Origin of the sequence: Pseudidiomarina andamanensis (assembly GCF_009734345.1) — a bacterium.
In the GTDB taxonomy this organism is placed as follows: Bacteria; Pseudomonadota; Gammaproteobacteria; order Enterobacterales; family Alteromonadaceae; genus Pseudidiomarina; species Pseudidiomarina andamanensis.
Genome location: NZ_CP032551.1, coordinates 761,047 through 781,190, shown reverse-complemented (window position 1 = coordinate 781,190; position 20,144 = coordinate 761,047). Strand labels below are relative to the sequence as shown.

The window sequence follows — 20,144 nt, the reverse complement described above, 5'->3', positions numbered from 1 at the left end:
AAGTTGTCAACGCGGACAAAAAACTTGTTGGCTGTTACGCTTCGCTTCACATTTTAGCCAACAATTTTTTGCCGGTTACAACGGCGTTATGCGAATGAGGCGGAGCATGGTTGACGGAAATCAAGCACGTGAAGAATGGCTGGCCAAAGCTGAGCGAGCGGAAGTTATCGTATTTGATTTGGACGGAACCTTGGTGGATTCCGATCACGCCAACTTTTTGGCGTATAAAGATGCTGTGATGTTCGTTCTATCTACACAAATAGAAATTGATTTCACTCCGGGCACCAGAATAACGCGAGAAGTACTTGAAGAAATTATTCCGGGCATCACTGACAAACAAATTGAAGAGATTGCCTTACTTAAAGAGCGCTCATATCATAAATATCTTTCAGAAACAAAGGCCATCCCGCGACTAATTGAAATAGTTGCACGCGTCCAAGAGAAAGAAGTTGTTTTGGCCACAAATAGTCGCAGATGTCGAGCGGAAATGTTACTCAACCATCACGGACTTATCGAGAAGTTCACACGGAAGATCTATAGAGACGCTGAATCTCAAAGAGATAAGTACGTGCAATTGATGGCTGAACTTCCGAAAGGAAGCATGTCCATGTTGGTGTTTGAGAATGATGAAAAGGCCATTGAGTCAGCTATTGCTTGCGGCATTGGAATTGATCAGATAATAGATGTACGCAGGATTACAAGATGAACAAATTCATAATGGAAGCAAACCAGTTCTTGAACCGAAATGTGCCAGGCTATTTTCATGCCGACTTTCATGGAGCGGGTCAACCAGGAAATCCGGATTTCCTGTACAAACTCAAGAATGATCCCCATCACAATTGGAGCCAACAAAATATCAGATACGCGATCAACGATCTGAATACGGTTCTCGGTATAGATTTCCCGGAAATTATCAAGCAGGTCGAGGCAAGCACCTTGACGGTTTGCGTCGTCCCAAGAGCCAAGGCAGAAGCTTCTTATCGTCCAGACCAGTTATTGTTTAAGGCAACGGTCGGGGCATATGCTCGTTCAACCCCCGGATTTGCAGATGGATCGGATTTTATTATCCGGCATACGAACACCCGAACTACCCACCTGCGAAACCCTGTTGATGGATTCGAGAACGATGGTCGAATGCCCTATCCGGGCATCGCTTCAGATACCTGCAATTTCTCAGCGCATATCAGGGGGCGCGACATCTTACTAGTCGATGACATATACACAAAAACGGTGAACATTGATGAAGATATGGTGCAAGCTTTGTTTGATAACGGGGCTAGGTCGGTAGTGTTCTACGCGATCGGAAACACGCCAAAAAGATTCTGAGGAATGGGAAACTGATATGAAATGTAGCGAGAACGCCATCAATGTCATGGCTGCCAGAATTTATAAAGGTATTGGACGGGCTTGGATTGTTAAGAATCTTTCAACCCCAAAGCCCGAAGAAGCTATCGTTAAGCTATTAAACGAATCCTCTAAGTCAGAGGGCACAATCACCATTGAGGACTTCAACAAGAAAAAGTCGATGTTGCGAAGAATACTTTCCGAGTCAGTGGGTGCAGTTGATGGCGTTGTCGCTATTGGAGATGATGATTTCCCCGCACATCGCGGCTCCGTGAAAAATAGTGAACGCCCGATTTTTCTATTTTATAAAGGCGATCTTTCGCTGCTATCCACTGAAAGTAACAATATTGCAGTAATAGGATTACTGAATCCCACCCAAGAGATAGAAGCGATAGAACGGAAACTTGTTGCTAACTTGGTGGCCAATGGCGCTGTAATAGTTAGTGGTCTGGCGTTGGGTTGTGACTCCATTGCTCATCTGCAAGCTTTAGATTCCAAGGGAAAGACAATTGCAATCCTCCCAAGCCCGCTAAACGATATTATGCCAGCCAAGAACAAAGATTTGGCCAAGGATATTGTCGCAAGTGGTGGATTATTAATTTCTGAATATCTTACCGCGCCAAAATCCAAAATGCAGCTAAGTGGCAGGTATCAAGAGCGAGATAGATTACAGGCCCTTTTTAGCAATTCAATCGTATTGTCTGCTAGTTACGCCAAGAACGATATAGGAAATGATAGCGGTTCCAGATTAGCAATGGGTTACGCCAAAGATTATTCAATACCTAGGGCAGTTATCTACGATGAAAAGCAGCACTTAAACAACCCAATGTTTGATTTAAATAGGCAACTTATTTCAGAAGAGCCTAGCATTGTGGTTTTTAGTGAAGAAAGCAGTGCAACAGCACTTCCAAAAATTCTTTGTTCAAGTGCTGTCGTCATGGCGCCAAGTCCGGTCCAGCAAAGCATGATTTAGCACGGACGCAAAATTCGCATAACAAGGCGCTGCTGTCGGACAAATTTTCCGCTGCGCTCCAAATTTGCCGCAGAGCGCGGCGTTATGCTCTTAGGAGTATATGCAATGTATGTGTTTGAAATCGTAACCCCTGGAACATGGCTCGAAAGTGAGGATCGGGATTGGTCGTGGAAAATCGGAAATCTGCTGCAATCACTCAAATCACAGTATTTTGAGGCAAATTTTGCACTGAACTTGTTTACTGAAGCCAGATCTGTCTGCCCGTCAGTCGCTGACCGTGAAAACTGGGAACGAGATGCCCAACGAAGGAGTGAGATTAGGCGGGAAATAGAGCAAGAGTACGGTGGGTTTCTGGGGCACGAGCAGTGGGATGAGATCAATTTTAAAACCGAAGTCCGGTTCAAAAGAGAAAAATGGTCGAATGGATTTCAACCACGGGAATTCGAGCACAATTTACCTTTCATATACGCTCGAGCCTTTCTCTACGCTATTGATTCATTTGAAAAGTTCCTTGGGGTTTTATCAAGAGAAGACGGTGTGCCGGAAATCGTTGCAGAGCTGCATGGCCAGGTAGGCGAAGCATTTCCCGATCTTCGAGGAGTAAGGAACAGCGCTCAGCACTTGGAGGATAGATCGCGTGGCCTTGGTGCTGGAAGGAACCCGAAGCCTCTGGATCTGAAGCCAGTTGAAAACAATATGATAAGCGCCCCCAACGGAGGTGTGCTTATTCTCAACTCCCTTAATGGCTCCAAATATGCCTCAACAATGGCTGACGGTCATTATGGGGAGGTTGATGTGTCACCGGAATCAATGGAGAGGCTTCAAAATATTCTGCAACAGACATTGGAAGCATTCGACTGGCATGGGCCAAAACAGCATGGTCCAAGTGCTTGAGCATAACCAGTCATTCAAGTTCGTTCCGGCCCTTACGGGCTTCCACCGGACTGGTTTTCCGCCGCGCTCCAAACCAGCCGCCAATGCGAGCGTCAACGTCCGCTCCTGGCACATAGCAGACTACAATCTTAAAAATTAGGATCTGACTGCAATACCTTAGAGAAATCCTTAGCACCGACGCACCGAAGCTTCAGATTATTTAAAGATGATAACCAACACCTAGTTCAAAAGCTAATCGCGTCGCTATCGAAACGACTATATAAACGAAAAAGCTTAAGTTTTGTTGTCCGTAATAACGGTCGCGAATGATCTCCTCATCTTTGGCACACGTTTTAGCACTTAGGTATTTCACTCTAAGTGCTTTTCATGAATCTCCAAGTTGTCTGGTTTAAACGCGATTTACGTACAGTTGATCACCAAGCTTTGGCTGCAGCAAGCAAGACAGGGCCTGTGCTGTGCGTTTATGTAGTTGAACCGGGCTACTGGCAATTACCAGATACTAGTAATCGGCAATGGCAGTTTGTGCGCGAATCGCTGATTGATTTGCAAGAGCAGCTTCAGCGCCTTGGCGGTGCCTTGTGGATAACACAGGGAAACGTGGTCGAAACGCTGACAAGATTAAAACAGCGGTTTGGGACGTTGACGCTGCATAGCCACGAAGAGCAGGGCAACTCGTGGACGTTTGAACGTGATAAGGCAGTAAAACGCTGGTGCCACTCAAACGGCGTTGTATGGCATGAATATGCTCAGTTTGGTGTTGTGCGGCCGGTGAAGCGACGTGAAGGTTCGTTTCACGAGCATTGGTTTGCGTATATGTCGCAGCCACAGGCTGAATTGCCTAGTGAAATCGATTTCGTCACTTTCGATGAGCCATCAATTAACTTAGCTGTAGACGTCACGCAAGACGAATATCCATGCCGAAAGCGTCAAAGCGGCGGGCGTACGCAAGCCTTGGCGACTTTAACGAGCTTTTTAACCCGCCGCAGCGAACGCTATCATGGTTCAATCAGCTCACCGCTGACGGCACCAACTGCGTGCTCTCGTCTCAGCCCTTACTTGGCGTACGGCTGTATTAGCTTGAAAGAATTAGTCCAGCAAACTGATGCCATCCAAGAACGCACGGTAAACAGTTACTGGCGACGAAGTTTGAACGATTTTGCCAAGCGATTGTGGTGGCACTGTTATTTCACTCAGCGCTTTGAAAGCCATTGCTATATGGAAAACCGACCGTTAGTTCCGCAAATGGCGCAGCTAGAACCCGCATTTGACGCCGTAAAGTTTGAAGCGTGGAAACACGGACGTACCGGTTGGCCAATGGTTGACGCTTGTATGCGCTATTTGCATCACCACGGCTGGATTAACTTCCGTATGCGGGCCATGTTGGTATCGGCAGCAACGTATTCATTGGGTTTACCTTGGCAACCTGTCGCCAAATGGCTTGCGAAGTTGTTTGTGGATTACGAACCTGGCATTCACTATCCGCAAGTACAAATGCAAAGCGGGCAGGCGAGTAATTCCATTCTTCGAATTTATAACCCAGTGATGCAGGCGCAGCGGTTAGATCCAGATGGTGTGTTTGTGAAGCGCTGGATACCAGAATTGCAGCACGTGGAGGGCGCATGGTTATTTGAGCCATGGCAGATGCCTAATAAGCTCAAGCAACAAGCTGGGTGGAATGATGACTTCTTTTACCCAGAACCACTCGTCGATTTCGAGCAATCCCATCGCCAAATAAAAGCCGCTATTGCGGAACTTCGTACGCGCTATAACTTACAGCCCGCCGACCGCAATAAAGAGCGCCGCCGGCAGTTTGCGTCACGCAAAAAACGCACCACAAAGTCGACTTCAAATGACAACCAATTAAGCTTGTTTTAGCCGATTTATCGACAAAAATTTAATGAAACTAAGAGCTCTGGAACTTCAAGAAGATGGTGCGTCCGAGTAGACTCGAACTACCGACCCCTACCATGTCAAGGTAGTGCTCTAACCAACTGAGCTACGGACGCACATTGTATTGCTGACGTTCACGAATGCGAACGGGCGCTATATTAGTCATTCCAATGCGGCGGTGCAAGTGCTTTTTGCGCTGCTGTGGTTCAATTGACTAAGTTTCACCCAAAGTTGGCGATAACCGCCGCGCGGAGGCTCTGCACGCTCGAAAGCCCGAGTGCCCAATTCAATTTTGGTGAATTTATTCAATAAGCTCTGTGTGAATAACCTGAGCTCCAACTGTGCCAATGGCTTCCCTGGGCATACATGAACGCCCGCACCATAGAGTAGGTTTAAATGAGGATCACGATCCCATTTAAACTGGTGTGGTTCGGCAAAAACGCCAGGGTCGGTATTCGCGGCACGCCAATCAATGGTTACCGTGGTATCTGCTTCAAACGACTGGTCACCAAAGCCTACAGGGCAGGTGGTGCGACGGCGGTTGGTCAGCAACGGCGCACCAAGCCGCAATATTTCATCAATGGCATGGTCGATATGCATTGGCGCTGCACGTAGTTGCTTTTGTACAACCGAGTTTTGTGCGAGAAAACCAACAATAGATCCAACCGCGGCGGCAATGGTGCCGAGTTCACCGACAGTCCAATTCCTAACAATACTTACCAAATAGTCATCAGCTACGGGGTCGCCGTTTAAGCGCAACTGTGTGAGCTGTGCGGTAACAGATTCAGGAGCAGTCAAACCACGACGAGCGCGCTCGAATTGTTCGACAACAATATCGCTAAACTCGTCGGCCAATGCTCGAAGTGTAGGGCGGTCTTTCGCCAAAGTAGCCGCGTTCTGCGCAGCCATCCAGTCAGTCAAACGTTGCTCCAACGCCACCGGCCAGCCCATAAATGCACACTGCGCGCGCAATGCAAATGGGTGAGCGAGCGTCTCCATTACTTCCACATCGTTATGCGCATCAAGATTAGCCAACAATTCGTCAATGACGACCTGCAATTTGGGCTGAAATTGTGTGAGTACAACGTTACTAAAGAATGGCTCAATAAGAGCGCGATAAGCCTGGTGCTCAGCACCATCCATTCCATTTGGCACGTTTAAATGAGAGGAAACCTTATTACTAAATTGCTCAGGCGCATGAAGCGCAGCGAGTACATCATGATGACGAGTTAATACGGCGGCCATGACTACCTCCACATCTGAAATGTATGTGAATGTTAGTATATGAAGCTAGCCAACAAATTCTTTGCGCTTGGTCAAACCAATTGCCCAAAATTAATTAATTTGCATATTTGTATTTGTGACTTATGCTTAAATTCGCAATGAAAATTGCGACTAATCTTTCAAAAATGATAATAAAAACAGGGATAAACCCATGGAACAATCGAATACAACGTCACCAAACAACCAAGCTGCACCGTACGTCAATCAAGAGCACACAAGTACAGGAAATTGGTTTCTATCGATCTTCTTAGCAGGTATACCGCTCGTTGGCCTTATTTTGTTAATCGTTTGGGCATTTAGCCATTCAACACCGCTAAGCAAACGTAATTGGGCGCGCGCTATGTTGATATGGATGGTTGTTGCTTTAGTTCTATTCACCTTCGTTGCATTAGTTGGCGGAATTGGCCTCGCCACTATGGAAGGGTACTAAAGCAATCGTCTAGCGCAGCGGTTGTCCTAAATGGTGCTGCGCTATTAATCGCACCACGTAAGACAGTTTGAATAAACCTGCCAGCAGTATTTGCAAGAAGTGCAGTACGGCAATCACCATCAATGGAAACTCTGCCTCTAAACCCCATGCTAAATAGGCGACAACTAAGAATAAGACTAAGAAAATCACCATAGCTAAGTTAGCGCCCTTGAGTAATTTATGACCGGAACGTTGCTGACTCATAAAATACATCTCCAATGCATGTTTTTATAAAGCGCATTATGAATGTATGTTTGATGAAGATCAAGGTTTGCTATACTATAATGCCTCGAAAATGTACCTTTTTGGACAATCTATGCAGCTGAAAAAATATACAGATTATGGCTTGCGCATTTTGATGTATTTGGCGAGCTTTGAAGCAGATGGAAACTGCACCGAACCAAAGCTAGCCACCATTCGTGAAATTTGTGACACCTTTGGTCTGTCAGCCAATCATGTGAATAAAGTGGTACATCATTTAGGGCGTCTAGAACTGATTGAAACGCGTCGTGGCAAGAACGGTGGCTTTTTACTGGCGAAGAAACCGGAAGATATCTCACTGGCATTTGTGATTCGCCAGCTTGAAGGCGATGAAAAATGGATTGAATGCGAAAATCCATACTGCGTAGCGTTACCAGCGTGCGAACTGAAAGGCATTGTCGCACGTGGTAAAGAGTTGTTTTATGACTACCTAAGCCAGTATTCGCTTAAGAGTTTGATGGTGAAGGCGCCGCAGCTGCGACAGATTTTTTCAACAGCGTCGTAATGGCAGCGCTAATGCCGTCTAGAGTCAGCGGATACATGCGCTGGCTCATCAACTGCTGCATTAAATCAATCGATTGATAGTAGCGCCAGTGGCTGGTTGGCTGAGGATTTAACCAAGCCGCATCGGAGAAATGATGCAACAAACGTTGCATCCATACCGCACCTGGCTCTTCATTCCAATGTTCGACACTACCGCCAGGGTAGGCTATTTCGTACGGTCCCATAGTGGCATCGCCGACAAATATCAGCTTGTAATCACGGCCATAGCGATTAATTAGCTCTAGCAGTGGTAACTTCTCGTCATAACGCCGATTGTTGTCCTTCCAGACATGTTCGTACACGCAATTGTGAAAATAGAAAAACTCAAGGTGTTTAAATTCGTTGCGAGCAGCAGCAAACAACTGTTCGCACTCATAAATGTAGTCATCCATTGAGCCGCCCACGTCAAACAACAGCAAAACTTTCACTGCGTTGTGGCGCTCTGGCTGCCATTGTAGGTCAAGCAACCCACCCTTTTGTGAGGTAGCACGAATGGTGGCGTTCAAATCGAGTTCTTCGGCAGCGCCAGTTCGTGCAAACTTGCGCAGTTTGCGTAGCGCCAATTGCAGGTTTCGATTCGCCAACTCGGCATCGCCATCGAGATCACGAAATTCACGTTTATCCCATACTTTCACAGCGCGTCGCGCGTTGCTGCCATCTTGGCCAATACGAATGCCTTCAGGGTGGTAACCATAAGCGCCAAAAGGCGATGTACCGCCGGTACCAATCCATTTATTGCCGCCAGCGTGTCGCTTTTGTTGCTCGGCTAAGCGCTCGCGAAAAGTCTTTAACAACTCATCGAGCCCACCGAGCGATTGCAGCTTTGCTTTATCTTCTTCGCTGAGCTGACGTTGCAAACTACGCTCCAACCAATCGGCGGGAATAGCTGCGGCCAAGTCCACTTGTTCAACACCTTCGAAGTACTCGGCAAAAGCACGATCAAAGCGATCATATTGGCTTTCATCTTTCACCAGCACCAAGCGGGCGAGGGTATAGAAGTCATCCACATTGCCAAACACCACGCCGCGCTCCAGCGCACCGAGCAAATCTAAGAGCTCGGTGAGGCTGGTTTTGAGGCCATGCTTGCGCAGGCATAAGAAAAACTCAATGAGCATAGAGTTATGACGATTGGCGACGTGACATAAATGCTAGTTTCTCAACCAACTGCACGTCTTGTTCGTTTTTCAGCAACGCACCAAACATCGGCATTAAGCCGTTGCTTTTGGCAAGCTCGGCCGGTTTGATGTCTTCAGCTAGCAATAGCTTTAACCAATCAATCAGCTCCGAAGTAGAAGGTTTTTTCTTCAGACTCGGTACTTGGCGTAAATCGAAGAACACTTCGAGTGCGGTGCTAAGCAAGTCTTTGCGAATGTCAGGGTAGTGTACCTGCACAATTTGCGCCAAGGTGTCGGCATCCGGAAACTTAATATAATGGAAGAAACATCGGCGCAAGAATGCATCCGGCAGTTCTTTTTCATTATTCGAGGTGATGATGACAATTGGGCGATGTTCGGCGCGCACTTGCTCGCCAGTCTCATACACGTGAAATTCCATCTGATCGAGCTCGTGTAAGAGGTCATTCGGGAATTCAATGTCCGCCTTATCAATTTCATCAATCAGCAAAACTGGGCGCTCATCGGCAGTAAAGGCTTGCCACAATTTGCCCGGCTTAATGTAGTTGGCAATGTCGTGAACTTTGTCACTACCAAGCTGGCTATCGCGCAACCGCGACACGGCATCATACTCGTACAAGCCTTGTTGCGCTTTGGTTGTCGATTTAATTTGCCAGCGAATCAACGGTGCGCCCAAACTAGCGGCGAGTTCTTCCGCCAGTCGGGTTTTACCAGTACCGGGCTCGCCCTTTATGAGCAATGGCTTCTCAAGAGTGACTGCTGCGTTTACCGCAAGGCCGAGGTCATCGGCCACGATATAGCTGTCGGTACTTTTAAAACTCATTATTTGTGCGCTCGGCCAGCTTCAACAATCTTGTTTGAGGCTTCGAGATACTTCGCGCCATTTTTCTTCACTTTATCCAGTTCCATGCGCTCAGAGCCTAAATGAACTTCTTCCAACACTTCTTTCATTTCATCCACTTCATGGTCAAGACGCTCAAGCGCACGCTCAAGGGTATAGGTTAACTGATGAATTTCTGCCATTTTCTGCGGCGTTAGTTCGCCTTGCAGTTCAGCATTCAAAAGCTTGTTGTACTCGCGCAAGTTGTTCAGTGCTTGAACAAGGTTTTCTGACGGCTTGCCTTTGTAATGGTCAGGACGCTCTTGCTCTTCGTGTTTATGATCTTTTTTGCCGTGATCGTGCGCGACAACAGGCGTTGCGATGAATGCCAAAGAAAGTGCAATAGCGCTAGCAATGGGTAAAAGTTTCATAGGTGCTCCTTAAAAGCGAAATTCAGGTTCGTTAATGAGAATCGTTATCAACAAATTACCATTTTTTGTCGGTGTCGCCAACTGTTTGTGCCTGCTTCTTCTCTAATTATGCGCCCGGCGTAAACTCACAGTCAGTAAATAATTGTTGCCAATATTCAACGTGGTTACGGGTTTCTGTAACGAGTTGATCATCCAATGTGGCAAGATGCTGCAGATAGTCATTCCACGTTACTAGTGCTGGTTGGGTCTGTAGTAGTTCCGAACCGGCATACAACGCTTCAAAATAGTCATCAAGTTGCTGAGCATGCCGCACCAAGGCACTAATATGCTGCTGGACGGGTCCGCTAAAGCGAGCAATAAACACCTGTCGCAATACACGCGCTCGTTCGGGTACGCCTTTACTTAAGCAACCAGCTTCAGCGCTTATATTTAACACCAGGGGGTTGAGTTGTTGTAGGTACTGTTGGTTATCAAACAGTGCCCGCCACAATTGGCCTAAATAAGGGCTTTTGTCGAGGGCTTCAAGTGCTTGTTCGAGCTGGTTCTCTGCGGGTAGTTCAGATTCGTTATTTAATACTTTTAACACCACATTGAGTGCCTGAAGTATCGGCGCAAAATTTGCGCCTTCGGCTGCAGGCAGGGCTCGGTCTGCTGTACTCAACGCATTGCTCAAACTATCGTCGGAGATAATCGCCTGCATCCGTAATAATGGCATCATGGTTTGCTTCGCTTTCGCTTGTTCAAGTACGCGCTGCGCAAGCTCCGGCTCACTCGTTTTTAATTGCTCAGCGCAGTCATATAACGCATCGAGCAACTGTCGGTCATGGTAATAGCGCATCACACCGCTAGTCAGTCGTCCGAGTGAGCTGTTGCGTTCAGCAATAAGCGTACCTGCACGGCAAGCGTCAAGGCGCATGGAGTCTAGCAAAGATATTTGCAGTTGCGGAATGGTGAGGCGTAACTCGCGCGTCGCGGGAATTTGTTGCGGCGGTTGTGGTTGATATGAAATGGCGTCACGCGCCAAGGTATTGGCAACCCGTTGCTGATAATCATGAAGCTGCGACAAGCCGCTGGGAGCAGGGCTACAGGCTGCTAATGCAAGTAAAGCTATAATCGTTAAGCTCGCTGTTGCAGCGTAGCCAATACGTTGTTTTAGCGTTACAATCTGTGTCATTCACAAAGCCTTAAAAGAGAAAGTATGTTTACTGGAATTGTACAAACTCAAGCAACGGTTGCCCAGTTGCACGACCGCGACAACTTTCGCCAGCTGACTGTTGAAGTTTCACCTGAACATTTGCACAACGTGGCGCTTGGCGCGAGTATTGCAATTAACGGTTGCTGTTTAACCGTGGTGGCATTTACTGAAACCACTGTGAATTTCGACATTATTGATGAAACCTTACGGCTTACCAACCTTGGTGGATTAGCTGTGGGTGATAAAGTTAACTTTGAGCGGTCGCTAAAAGTTGGCGATGAAATGGGTGGGCATTATGTGTCAGGCCATATTCATTGCACTGGCGCCATTGTGAAACGTGAGCGGAGCACTGACAACTTGGCGCTTTGGATTGAGTTTCCTGAACAGTTCAAGCCTTATGTATTGGCGAAGGGCTTTATCAGTGTCAACGGTGCGAGTTTGACGGTTGGGCAGGTTGAAAGTAACCGTTTTAGCTTACATTTAATTCCAGAAACACTGCGTTTAACCAATTTGGAACACGCTGACACTGTCAATCTTGAATTTGATCAACAAACCATGACCATTGTTGAAACCGTAGAACGGGTGTTGAATCAACGCGCAGCGGCGGCAGATTAATAGAAATTTTCGTCGTCGCTCGCGACGCGAACAAAAATCTTATCGTTAACCTCATCGAGTTTCACTAACAAGTGAATGTCGGCGCCGCAGGCGCGGCATTCATCTTGATAATCTTGATCGCCTGCTGAGGCGTCAATACTCACGTGAACGTGGTGCCCGCAGTAGGGGCAGCGTAAGCCGGCGTCATACAGTTTGTCGGCGTTCATGAATACCTCCAAGTGCTGTTCAGTAACTACCTTTGAGTATGGCTTAGAACTGAGATTTTGCTTGGAAGTTCACTCGAATTTAACGCAATTGTGCGTACGAAAAACCTAACTTATTGAATTCCAAATAACAGTGCGATGCCGCCTACGGCAATAAGTGCTCCGAAGATGCTTCGGGCTGATAACGGTTGGCCCCGAAACCATTGAATGGGAATAAGCCACAACGGCGCTGTGGCGAGCAAGGTTTGTGCAAGGCCTGGGTTGATATAAGCAATGGCGGTTTGCTGTAACCAAATGGCCAAAAAGGTACCCATGACAATTGCCACAAGTAGCCATGGAATAGACGTATGCCGCAGCGCTGAGCGGGTGGATTGAATCAAGCTGGGTTTTAAAAGAAGTAAGGCAATGGTTAACGCAAAGGTGCCGGCAAGCAATCGCAGCAACGCCGCATTTAGGGGGCTCATTTCAAATTCTTGCAACGCATGAAACGACATGACGAGGCCTAAGGCTTGGCAAAGTGCGGCACCAACGCCAGCGGCAACGCCGCTCATATTCAGTTGCACGCGCTCGGCACTTTTCGGTTTTTCACTGATAACCACAAAAATACCGCTAATAATGACCAAAGCAGCAACCACTTCGAACCAGCGCATGCCTTGCGCTAGCAGTAGCCAAGCCAGTAATGCTGCAAATGGTGGCGCGAGGTATTCCAATAACATGGTGTGCCATGGCCCGAGCCGGCGCAATGCAGCGAAATACAGGGTATCACCGAGCGTTATACCGATAACGCCGCTCGCGAGTAGCAGGTACGTGGCAAGGTTGCCTTCAATCGCTAACAGCTGACCGGTAAACCAACCAGCCAGCACCAACAATGGGCAAGCGACGATGCCTTTCACCAGATTCAGTTGAGCAGCCGACAAATAACTGCCGGCTTGGCTATATAAAAGGGTCGCCAGCGCCCAGAATAACGCAGCGGTTAATGCGGCCAGAGGGCCAATGATTGTGGCGGTTAGGGTTTCCATGGCGGGCATCATACGCTATAGTGTGGCCTTTCAAAATAACAAGTGACACTTGGTAGGTGCCACCACTGTAAAAAGGACAGAAAATAATGCCTGTAGTAACGCTCCCCGACGGAAGTAAACGTTCATTCGACAAGCCTGTTTCTATTCTCGACGTTGCCCAAGATATTGGCCCTGGTTTAGCCAAAGCGACTGTGGCAGGGCGTATAAACGGTGAATTGGCAGACGCTTGTGACTTAATTACCGATGATGCGACTGTTCAGATCATCACGCCAAAAGACGACGATGGTGTACACATCATTCGTCACAGCTGTGCGCATTTGCTAGGCCATGCCCTGAAGCAAATGTTCCCAGATGTAAAAATGGCGATTGGTCCGGTTATCGATAACGGTTTTTATTATGACGTTGATATGGAGCACACGTTAACTGCAGATGATTTGCAAGCGCTCGAAAAGCGTATGCTTGAGCTGGCAAAAACTGAATACGATGTGGTGAAGAAGAAGGTGAGCTGGGCTGAAGCCCGTGAAACGTTCGTGAGCCGCCATGAACCGTATAAAATTGAAATTTTAGATGATGATATTAGCCGCGACGATCGTCCGGGTTTGTATCATCACGAAGAATACGTCGACATGTGTCGTGGACCGCACGTGCCGAACATGCGTTTTTGTCAGCACTTCAAAATCATGAAGGTGGCAGGTGCATACTGGCGTGGTAAATCTGACAACAAAATGTTGCAGCGTGTTTACGGCACCGCGTGGGCTGACAAGAAACAATTGAAAGCGTATTTGCAGCGCTTAGAAGAAGCTGAAAAACGCGATCACCGTAAAATTGGTAAAACGCAAGACTTGTTCCATTGGCAAGAAGAAGCACCAGGCATGGTGTTCTGGCACAACAATGGTTGGGCAGTGTTCTTAGAACTTGAACGTTTTATTCGCGAGAAATTACGCGAGTATCAGTATCAGGAAGTCAAAGGTCCGTTGATGATGGACCGTGTGCTGTGGGAACGTTCTGGCCACTGGGAGAAGTTCTCAGAGCTGATGTTTACCACCGCATCGGAAAATCGCGAATACGCGATTAAGCCAATGAACTGTCCGGGGCACGTGCAGATTTTCAACCAAGGGTTGAAATCGTACCGTGATTTACCGTTGCGTATGGCCGAGTTCGGCTCGTGTCACCGGAATGAGCCGTCAGGTGCATTGCATGGTTTGATGCGTGTACGTGGCTTCACGCAAGACGATGCGCACATTTTCTGTACTGATGCACAAGTACAAGAAGAAGTAAGTGGCTGTATTAAAATGGTGTACGAAACCTATAAAACCTTTGGTTTCGACAACATTGTGGTGAAACTATCAACGCGTCCAGAGAAGCGTTTGGGCGATGACGCCACTTGGGATCATGCTGAGCAAGCGTTGGCTGATGCGTTGAAGAACAACGGCATCGAGTTTGAATACTTGCCAGGTGAGGGCGCGTTCTATGGTCCGAAAATTGAATTTACCCTGCATGACTGTTTAGGTCGTGCATGGCAGTGCGGTACTGTGCAGCTCGATTTCGCGTTACCAGGTCGTTTAGGTGCGACTTATGTGGGCGAAGATAACGAGCGTCACACGCCGGTGATGATTCACCGTGCTATTTTGGGCTCACTTGAGCGCTTCATGGGTATCATCATTGAAGAATATGCGGGATATTTCCCGACTTGGTTGGCGCCAACGCAGGTTGTGGTGATGAATATTACGGATAATCAGCGCGATTATGCCATCAAAACAGTAAAAGAATTGAATAAACTTGGATTTAGAGCCATTGCTGACTTGAGAAATGAGAAAATAGGCTTTAAAATCCGCGAGCACACTCTAAAACGTGTTCCATACTTATTGGTTGTCGGCGATAAAGAAGTCGAAAACCAGGCGGTTGCGGTGCGTACTCGTCGTGGTGAAGACCATGGTGTTAAAGGGCTACAGCAATTTATTGCCGAGCTCAGCGACGAAGTAAACAGCCGCAAAATTAGTTAATTGACTGGAGGAATGACCCATTAAAGGCGGAAAAAGAACTCAGAAAGCTGGTGACAAAAATCGGATCAACGAAGAAATTCGCGTCAATGAAGTACGACTCATTGGGGTTGAAGGTGAACAGATTGGCGTCGTAGGTATTCAAGAAGCTCTTACTGCAGCCGAAGAGGCTGGTGTTGATCTGGTGGAAATTAGCCCAAATGCGGAGCCACCGGTTTGTCGTCTGATGGATTATGGTAAGTTCCTCTACGAGAAAGCTAAGAACGCGAAAGAGCAAAAGAAAAACCAGAAACAGATTCAGGTGAAGGAAGTTAAATTCCGTCCTGGAACTGACGAGGGCGATTATCAGGTAAAACTGCGCAACCTGACTCGCTTTCTGGAGGGAGGTGACAAAACGAAAGTCACTATCCGTTTCCGTGGCCGGGAAATGGCACATCAAGAGTTGGGTATCGAACTGCTAGAGCGCATTAAGAATGACCTAGCCGAAATTTCAACTTGCGAATCGTTCCCAAGACGTGCTGAGGGTCGCCAGATGATTATGGTTCTGGCCCCTGCTAAGAAGTAACTGTGGTTCACAAGTAGGGCGGTTTTTTACTTGAACAAGTAAGAACCAAACTCACCCTGTTACACTTTTAATTAACAATGCGGAGTAATTTTCATGCCGAAAATGAAATCCAAGAAAGGCGCATCTAAGCGCTTTAAGAAAACCGCTTCAGGCGGCTTCAAATGTAAACAGTCTCATTTGCGTCACATCCTGACCAAAAAGAGCTCAAAGCGGAAGCGTCACCTACGTGCGAAAAGCATGGTGCACGAGTCTGATGTTGGCTTAGTTCAGCGTATGTTACCATTCGCGTAAGGGAAGGAGATAGCAAATGGCACGAGTAAAACGTGGTGTGATCGCGCGTGCGCGTCACAAGAAAGTCCTGAAGCAGGCGAAAGGTTATTATGGTGCTCGTTCACGCGTTTATCGCGTAGCGAAGCAAGCAGTTATCAAAGCAGGTCAGTACGCATACCGCGACCGCCGTGCGAAGAAACGTCAATTCCGTCAATTGTGGATTGTTCGTATCAACGCTGCAGCGCGTCAAAACGGTTTGTCTTACAGCCGCTTTATCAATGGCTTGAAAAAAGCATCTGTAGAAATCGATCGTAAAATCCTTGCTGACATCGCAGTTCATGACCAAAACGGTTTTGCTGCCTTGGTAGAGAAAGCGAAAGGCTCTCTGTAAGCAGGTTGAAAAGTTGAAAAAGGGAGCGTAACTGCTCCCTTTTTTTGTGCTTTTTCGGTATCATTGAGCACTTTATTTAGTTTTGAAAAATCATCGTGAAACCGCACGGGTCATAACTGAGGACGATCATGGCGTTATCTGACATTGTTGCTGCCGCCGAAGCAGCCGTTGCACAAGCAACGACCCCGCAAGAACTCGACGCTGTTCGAGTGGAATATATGGGCAAAAAAGGGCAATTAACTGAGCAATTGAAAAGCTTAGGCAAACTTAGCCCAGAAGAGCGTCCTGCGGCAGGACAAGCCATTAACGAAGCCAAGCAACGTGTGCAAGAGTTAATTAACGCACGCAACAACGAATTAAAACAAGCTGAGCTCGCACAAAAACTAGCAGCCGAACGCATTGACGTGAGCTTGCCTGGGCGTCGCGCTCAGCTTGGTGGCTTTCACCCAGTGACGAAAACCATTCAGCGCATTGAAGCGTTTTTTGGTGATTTAGGTTTTCGTAAGGTGGAAGGCCCTGAAGTGGAAGATGACTTCCATAACTTTGATGCGCTGAATATTCCTGCGAATCACCCAGCGCGTGCTGATCACGATACCTTCTATTTCACGCCAACCACCATGTTACGTACGCAAACCTCAGGCGTTCAAATTCGTACCATGGAACAAGAGCAACCGCCGCTGCGAATCATTTCGCCTGGTCGCGTGTATCGGAATGACTACGATCAAACGCACACACCAATGTTCCATCAGGTGGAAGGTTTGATGGTAGACACTGACGTGAGCTTCACGCAGTTGAAGGGTATTTTGGAAGACTTTTTGGTGAACTTCTTTGAAGAAGAGCTCGAAGTACGATTCCGTCCGTCGTACTTCCCGTTTACTGAGCCTTCAGCAGAAGTTGATGTACGTCGTAAAGATGGCAAATGGCTTGAAGTACTTGGTTGTGGCATGGTTCACCCAAGTGTTTTACAAGCGGTTGGTATTGATAGTGAAAAATATACTGGCTTTGCCTTCGGTATGGGCGTTGAGCGTTTAACCATGCTCCGCTATGGCGTCAATGACTTGCGCGCATTTTTTGAAAATGACGTGCGTTTCTTGAAACAATTCAACTAATTAGCCGGGTAAGCAGATGAAATTTAGTGAACAGTGGTTACGTACCTGGGTGAATCCTGCGCTAGATAGCGTGGCGTTATCTGAACAATTAAGCATGGCCGGTCTCGAAGTGGACGGCATTGAGCCAGTGGCTGAAGTGTTTTCTGGTGTGGTTGTTGGTGAAGTTGTGAAATGCTGGCAACACCCAGACGCCGATAAGTTACAAGTGACCGAAGTGAATGTTGGCGCTGATGAGTTGGCGACAATTGTCTGTGGCGCGCCAAACTGCCGCCTAGGCCTGAAAGTTGCTGTGGCAACTGTTGGTGCGGTATTGCCAGTTGACTTCAAAATTAAAAAAGCGAAACTGCGTGGCCAACCGTCACACGGTATGCTTTGTTCAAGCTCAGAGTTAGGTTTAAGTGATGATCACGACGGCATTATTGAATTGCCGTTAGATGCGCCGGTAGGCATGGATTATCGTGAGTATTTAGACCTCAATGATGTGGTTTTGGACGTTGATTTAACCCCAAACCGTGCTGATTGCTTAGGTTTGCGTGGTATCGCGCGTGAAGTGGGCGTATTAAACCGTTTGGAAGTGACTGAGCCAGAAATTAAGTCTGTGCCTGCAGCTCATGACGAAGAGCGTGCGGTAGTGCTTGATGCACCTGCGGCGTGTCCGCGTTATTTAGGCCGTGTGGTTCGTAACGTGAACGTCAGCGCGAGCTCACCGTTGTGGTTGCAAGAACGCTTGCGTCGTAGTGGTATTCGTAGCATTGACCCAGTTGTTGATATTACCAACTACGTATTGTTAGAACTCGGTCACCCTATGCATGCCTTTGATAACGACAAGTTAGAAGGCGCTGTGCATGTGCGTATGGCGAAGGCAGAAGAAAAACTGACGTTACTTGATGGTAACGAAGTCACCCTACAAAACGACGTACTCGTGATTGCTGATGAACAAAAACCGCTCGCCATGGCTGGTATTTTCGGTGGCGAAGGTAGTGGTGTGACTGAAACCACGAAAAACGTGTTCCTAGAGAGTGCTTTCTTCAGCCCTGATGCGATTGCTGGCCGTGCCCGCCGCTTCGGCTTGCATACTGACGCATCACACCGTTACGAGCGTGGTGTTGACCCTGAATTGCAACGTACCGCCATGGAACGTGCGACAGCATTATTACTCGAGATTTGTGGCGGCGAAGCTGGCCCAATTGTTGAGGCCGTCAGTGTTGAGCATTTGCCAGAAGCTGCGCATGTCACCTTGCGTGCTGAGCGTTTAGAGCGCGTGCTTGGTATTCGTATTGCCACTGAAGAAGTGACTGAAATTCTGAAACGTCTAGGATTTGTGGTGATCACCACAGATTCTGGTTGGAATGTGACAGTACCGACTTTCCGTTTCGATATCAGCATTGAAGAAGATTTGATTGAAGAAGTTGCTCGTATTTATGGGTATCACCGTATTCAAGCGGCGGCACCAGCAGCGCAACTGCGTATGATTCCACGCCAAGAAGCGCAGCTTAGCGCAGGTGGCATGAAGCGCACGTTAATTGATCGTGGGTATCAAGAAGCGATTACCTACAGCTTTGTTGACCCGAAACATCAAGCCATGTTGTTTGATGAAACGGCTGCGTTAACATTGCCGTTCCCAATTTCGGTTGAGATGTCTTCCATGCGCGTCAGCTTATGGCCGGGTTTGATTGGTGCAGTGGCACACAACCAAAAACGTCAACAACAAAGCTTAGCATTCTGTGAAACCGGTTTGCGATTCTTGCCTGATGAGAAAGCTGAGAATGGCGTGGTACAGCAGCCGATGATTGCGGGTGTTCGTGCAGGTAAAGCTTATCCGGAACACTGGAGCGATGGTGAGCGTGCGGTTGATTTTTACGATATCAAAGGTGATGTTGAGGCATTGCTTGCATTAACTGGCGCCGCGCATGAGTTCCGTTTTGTTGCGGATCAACACCCAGCCTTGCACCCAGGCCAATCAGCTGCAATTTTCCGTGGCGAGAAACGTGTCGGGTACGTGGGCGCAGTGCATCCCCAATTCGAGAAGAAGCTTGGCCTAAATGGCCGTACCTTCGTGTTTGAACTTGAACTCAATGCGATTGCTAAGCGAACTGTTCCGCAGGCGCAGCCAATTTCGAAGTATCCATCAATTCGTCGTGATCTCGCGATTGTGGTGAACGACTCGGTTGCCGCTGGAGAAATTTTCGCAGCAATTGAAAATATTGGCGTAAATCATTTAGTTGACCTAAACTTATTCGATGTATATCAAGGGGCTGGGGTAGCTGAAGGTCATCGCAGTTTAGCACTGTCGTTGACATTGCAGCATCCTGAGCGCACTCTTGAAGACAATGAAATCAATGCAGCCGTGAAGACGGTTGTGGAGATGCTAACATCTGAATTCGGGGCAACCCTAAGGGAGTAAGCTATGGCGCTGACCAAAGCAGAAATGGCTGAGCATTTGTTTGAGAAATTTGGTTTGAACAAAAGTGATGCAAAAGATCTGGTCGAGAACTTCTTTGAGGAAATTAGACGTGCGTTGGAAAGCGGTGAGGAAGTGAAATTATCGGGCTTCGGTAATTTCGAACTTCGCACGAAAAACCAACGACCGGGACGGAACCCGAAAACCGGTGAAGATATTCCTATTTCTGCGCGACGGGTGGTAACATTCCGTCCTGGTCAGAAGCTGAAACAACGCGTCAGCACTGCGAAAAAGTAAACGCTAAGCAATAAAAAAGGCCGCTAACGAAGCGGCC

At 47.6% G+C, this 20,144-nt stretch carries 23 protein-coding genes and 1 tRNA gene; 15 read left to right on the top strand and 9 right to left on the bottom strand.

The genetic code is table 11. The annotated features are described in order from the left end of the window. The first annotated feature begins 106 nt into the window (after nt 1-106). The 5 genes from D3795_RS03770 to D3795_RS03750 all read left to right on the top strand — a co-directional run bounded on the left by D3795_RS03770 (nt 107) and on the right by D3795_RS03750 (nt 5,086). Entirely contained in the window at nt 107-706 is a 600-nt protein-coding gene (locus D3795_RS03770) for an HAD family hydrolase (protein WP_173020982.1), read from the top strand. Then, nucleotides 703-1,326 (top strand): amidophosphoribosyltransferase, encoded by a 624-nt coding sequence (locus tag D3795_RS03765; RefSeq protein WP_156266377.1) that lies wholly within the window; start codon nt 703-705, stop codon nt 1,324-1,326. Before D3795_RS03770 ends, D3795_RS03765 begins: the two co-directional genes overlap by 4 nt. A gap of 16 nt (nt 1,327-1,342) precedes the next feature. Further along, the gene (locus D3795_RS03760; protein ID WP_156266375.1) at nt 1,343-2,317 is read left to right on the top strand and encodes a DNA-processing protein DprA; all 975 of its coding nucleotides are present in this window, start codon (nt 1,343-1,345) and stop codon (nt 2,315-2,317) included. A gap of 105 nt (nt 2,318-2,422) precedes the next feature. After that, nucleotides 2,423-3,211, top strand: coding sequence for a hypothetical protein (locus tag D3795_RS03755; RefSeq protein ID WP_156266373.1), 789 nt, complete (start codon nt 2,423-2,425; stop codon nt 3,209-3,211). Nucleotides 3,212-3,577: 366 nt separating this feature from the next. Continuing rightward, entirely contained in the window at nt 3,578-5,086 is a 1,509-nt protein-coding gene (locus D3795_RS03750) for an FAD-binding domain-containing protein (RefSeq protein WP_156266371.1), read from the top strand. Nucleotides 5,087-5,140: 54 nt separating this feature from the next. Here D3795_RS03750 and D3795_RS03745 read toward each other — a convergent pair. Both D3795_RS03745 and D3795_RS03740 read right to left on the bottom strand, forming a co-directional pair. Next, nucleotides 5,141-5,217, bottom strand: a tRNA-Val gene (locus D3795_RS03745). Nucleotides 5,218-5,263: 46 nt separating this feature from the next. Next, a complete protein-coding gene (locus D3795_RS03740) occupies nt 5,264-6,346 on the bottom strand; it encodes a cytochrome P450 (RefSeq protein WP_156266369.1) in 1,083 nt (360 codons plus the stop codon). Between the two features lie 190 nt (nt 6,347-6,536). On the opposite strand from D3795_RS03740, the gene D3795_RS03735 reads away from it, so the two are divergent. Beyond that, entirely contained in the window at nt 6,537-6,815 is a 279-nt protein-coding gene (locus D3795_RS03735; RefSeq protein WP_216648966.1) for a hypothetical protein, read from the top strand. A 9-nt stretch (nt 6,816-6,824) separates the two neighbouring features. On the opposite strand, the gene D3795_RS03730 is transcribed toward D3795_RS03735, so the two are convergent. Beyond that, nucleotides 6,825-7,058: a hypothetical protein gene (locus D3795_RS03730; protein ID WP_156266367.1), complete on the bottom strand. Its 234-nt coding sequence runs from the start codon at nt 7,056-7,058 to the stop codon at nt 6,825-6,827. A gap of 112 nt (nt 7,059-7,170) precedes the next feature. On the opposite strand from D3795_RS03730, the gene D3795_RS03725 reads away from it, so the two are divergent. Further along, nucleotides 7,171-7,620, top strand: coding sequence for an RrF2 family transcriptional regulator (locus tag D3795_RS03725; protein WP_156266365.1), 450 nt, complete (start codon nt 7,171-7,173; stop codon nt 7,618-7,620). On the opposite strand, the gene D3795_RS03720 is transcribed toward D3795_RS03725, so the two are convergent. From D3795_RS03720 to D3795_RS03705, 4 genes are all read right to left on the bottom strand, one after another. Next, nucleotides 7,562-8,773 (bottom strand): vWA domain-containing protein, encoded by a 1,212-nt coding sequence (locus tag D3795_RS03720; RefSeq protein WP_156266363.1) that lies wholly within the window; start codon nt 8,771-8,773, stop codon nt 7,562-7,564. The two genes, D3795_RS03725 and D3795_RS03720, sit on opposite strands and share 59 nt — an antisense overlap. 4 nt (nt 8,774-8,777) lie before the next feature. Continuing rightward, nucleotides 8,778-9,614 (bottom strand): AAA family ATPase, encoded by an 837-nt coding sequence (locus D3795_RS03715; RefSeq protein ID WP_156266361.1) that lies wholly within the window; start codon nt 9,612-9,614, stop codon nt 8,778-8,780. After that, entirely contained in the window at nt 9,614-10,042 is a 429-nt protein-coding gene (locus D3795_RS03710; RefSeq protein WP_156266359.1) for a DUF6746 family protein, read from the bottom strand. The genes D3795_RS03715 and D3795_RS03710 overlap by 1 nt, the downstream gene beginning before the upstream one ends. A gap of 106 nt (nt 10,043-10,148) precedes the next feature. Beyond that, complete coding sequence (locus D3795_RS03705; protein WP_156266357.1) at nt 10,149-11,216, bottom strand: DUF3080 family protein; 1,068 nt, start codon at nt 11,214-11,216, stop codon at nt 10,149-10,151. 24 nt (nt 11,217-11,240) lie between these two features. On the opposite strand from D3795_RS03705, the gene D3795_RS03700 reads away from it, so the two are divergent. Continuing rightward, nucleotides 11,241-11,852, top strand: coding sequence for a riboflavin synthase subunit alpha (locus tag D3795_RS03700; protein WP_156266355.1), 612 nt, complete (start codon nt 11,241-11,243; stop codon nt 11,850-11,852). On the opposite strand, the gene D3795_RS03695 is transcribed toward D3795_RS03700, so the two are convergent. Then, a complete protein-coding gene (locus tag D3795_RS03695) occupies nt 11,849-12,058 on the bottom strand; it encodes a CPXCG motif-containing cysteine-rich protein (RefSeq protein WP_092854729.1) in 210 nt (69 codons plus the stop codon). The two genes, D3795_RS03700 and D3795_RS03695, sit on opposite strands and share 4 nt — an antisense overlap. Before the next feature lie 110 nt (nt 12,059-12,168). After that, on the bottom strand, nt 12,169-13,074 hold the full coding sequence (locus D3795_RS03690; protein WP_156266353.1) for a DMT family transporter: 906 nt from the start codon (nt 13,072-13,074) through the stop codon (nt 12,169-12,171). Between the two features lie 86 nt (nt 13,075-13,160). Here D3795_RS03690 and thrS point away from each other — a divergent pair, with 86 nt between their 5' ends. From thrS to D3795_RS03655, 7 genes are all read left to right on the top strand, one after another. Beyond that, on the top strand, nt 13,161-15,077 hold the full coding sequence (gene thrS / locus D3795_RS03685; RefSeq protein ID WP_156266351.1) for a threonine--tRNA ligase: 1,917 nt from the start codon (nt 13,161-13,163) through the stop codon (nt 15,075-15,077). 19 nt (nt 15,078-15,096) lie between these two features. Then, nucleotides 15,097-15,639: a translation initiation factor IF-3 gene (gene infC / locus D3795_RS03680; RefSeq protein ID WP_126758699.1), complete on the top strand. Its 543-nt coding sequence runs from the start codon at nt 15,097-15,099 to the stop codon at nt 15,637-15,639. A gap of 93 nt (nt 15,640-15,732) precedes the next feature. Continuing rightward, entirely contained in the window at nt 15,733-15,930 is a 198-nt protein-coding gene (rpmI, locus tag D3795_RS03675; RefSeq protein WP_034729724.1) for a 50S ribosomal protein L35, read from the top strand. 16 nt (nt 15,931-15,946) lie between these two features. Further along, complete coding sequence (rplT, locus tag D3795_RS03670; RefSeq protein ID WP_055437818.1) at nt 15,947-16,300, top strand: 50S ribosomal protein L20; 354 nt, start codon at nt 15,947-15,949, stop codon at nt 16,298-16,300. A 128-nt stretch (nt 16,301-16,428) separates the two neighbouring features. After that, on the top strand, nt 16,429-17,409 hold the full coding sequence (gene pheS / locus D3795_RS03665; protein ID WP_156266349.1) for a phenylalanine--tRNA ligase subunit alpha: 981 nt from the start codon (nt 16,429-16,431) through the stop codon (nt 17,407-17,409). Nucleotides 17,410-17,425: 16 nt separating this feature from the next. Then, nucleotides 17,426-19,813 (top strand): phenylalanine--tRNA ligase subunit beta, encoded by a 2,388-nt coding sequence (gene pheT / locus D3795_RS03660; RefSeq protein WP_156266347.1) that lies wholly within the window; start codon nt 17,426-17,428, stop codon nt 19,811-19,813. 3 nt (nt 19,814-19,816) lie between these two features. Beyond that, complete coding sequence (locus D3795_RS03655; RefSeq protein WP_156266345.1) at nt 19,817-20,107, top strand: integration host factor subunit alpha; 291 nt, start codon at nt 19,817-19,819, stop codon at nt 20,105-20,107. Nucleotides 20,108-20,144 lie beyond the last annotated feature (37 nt).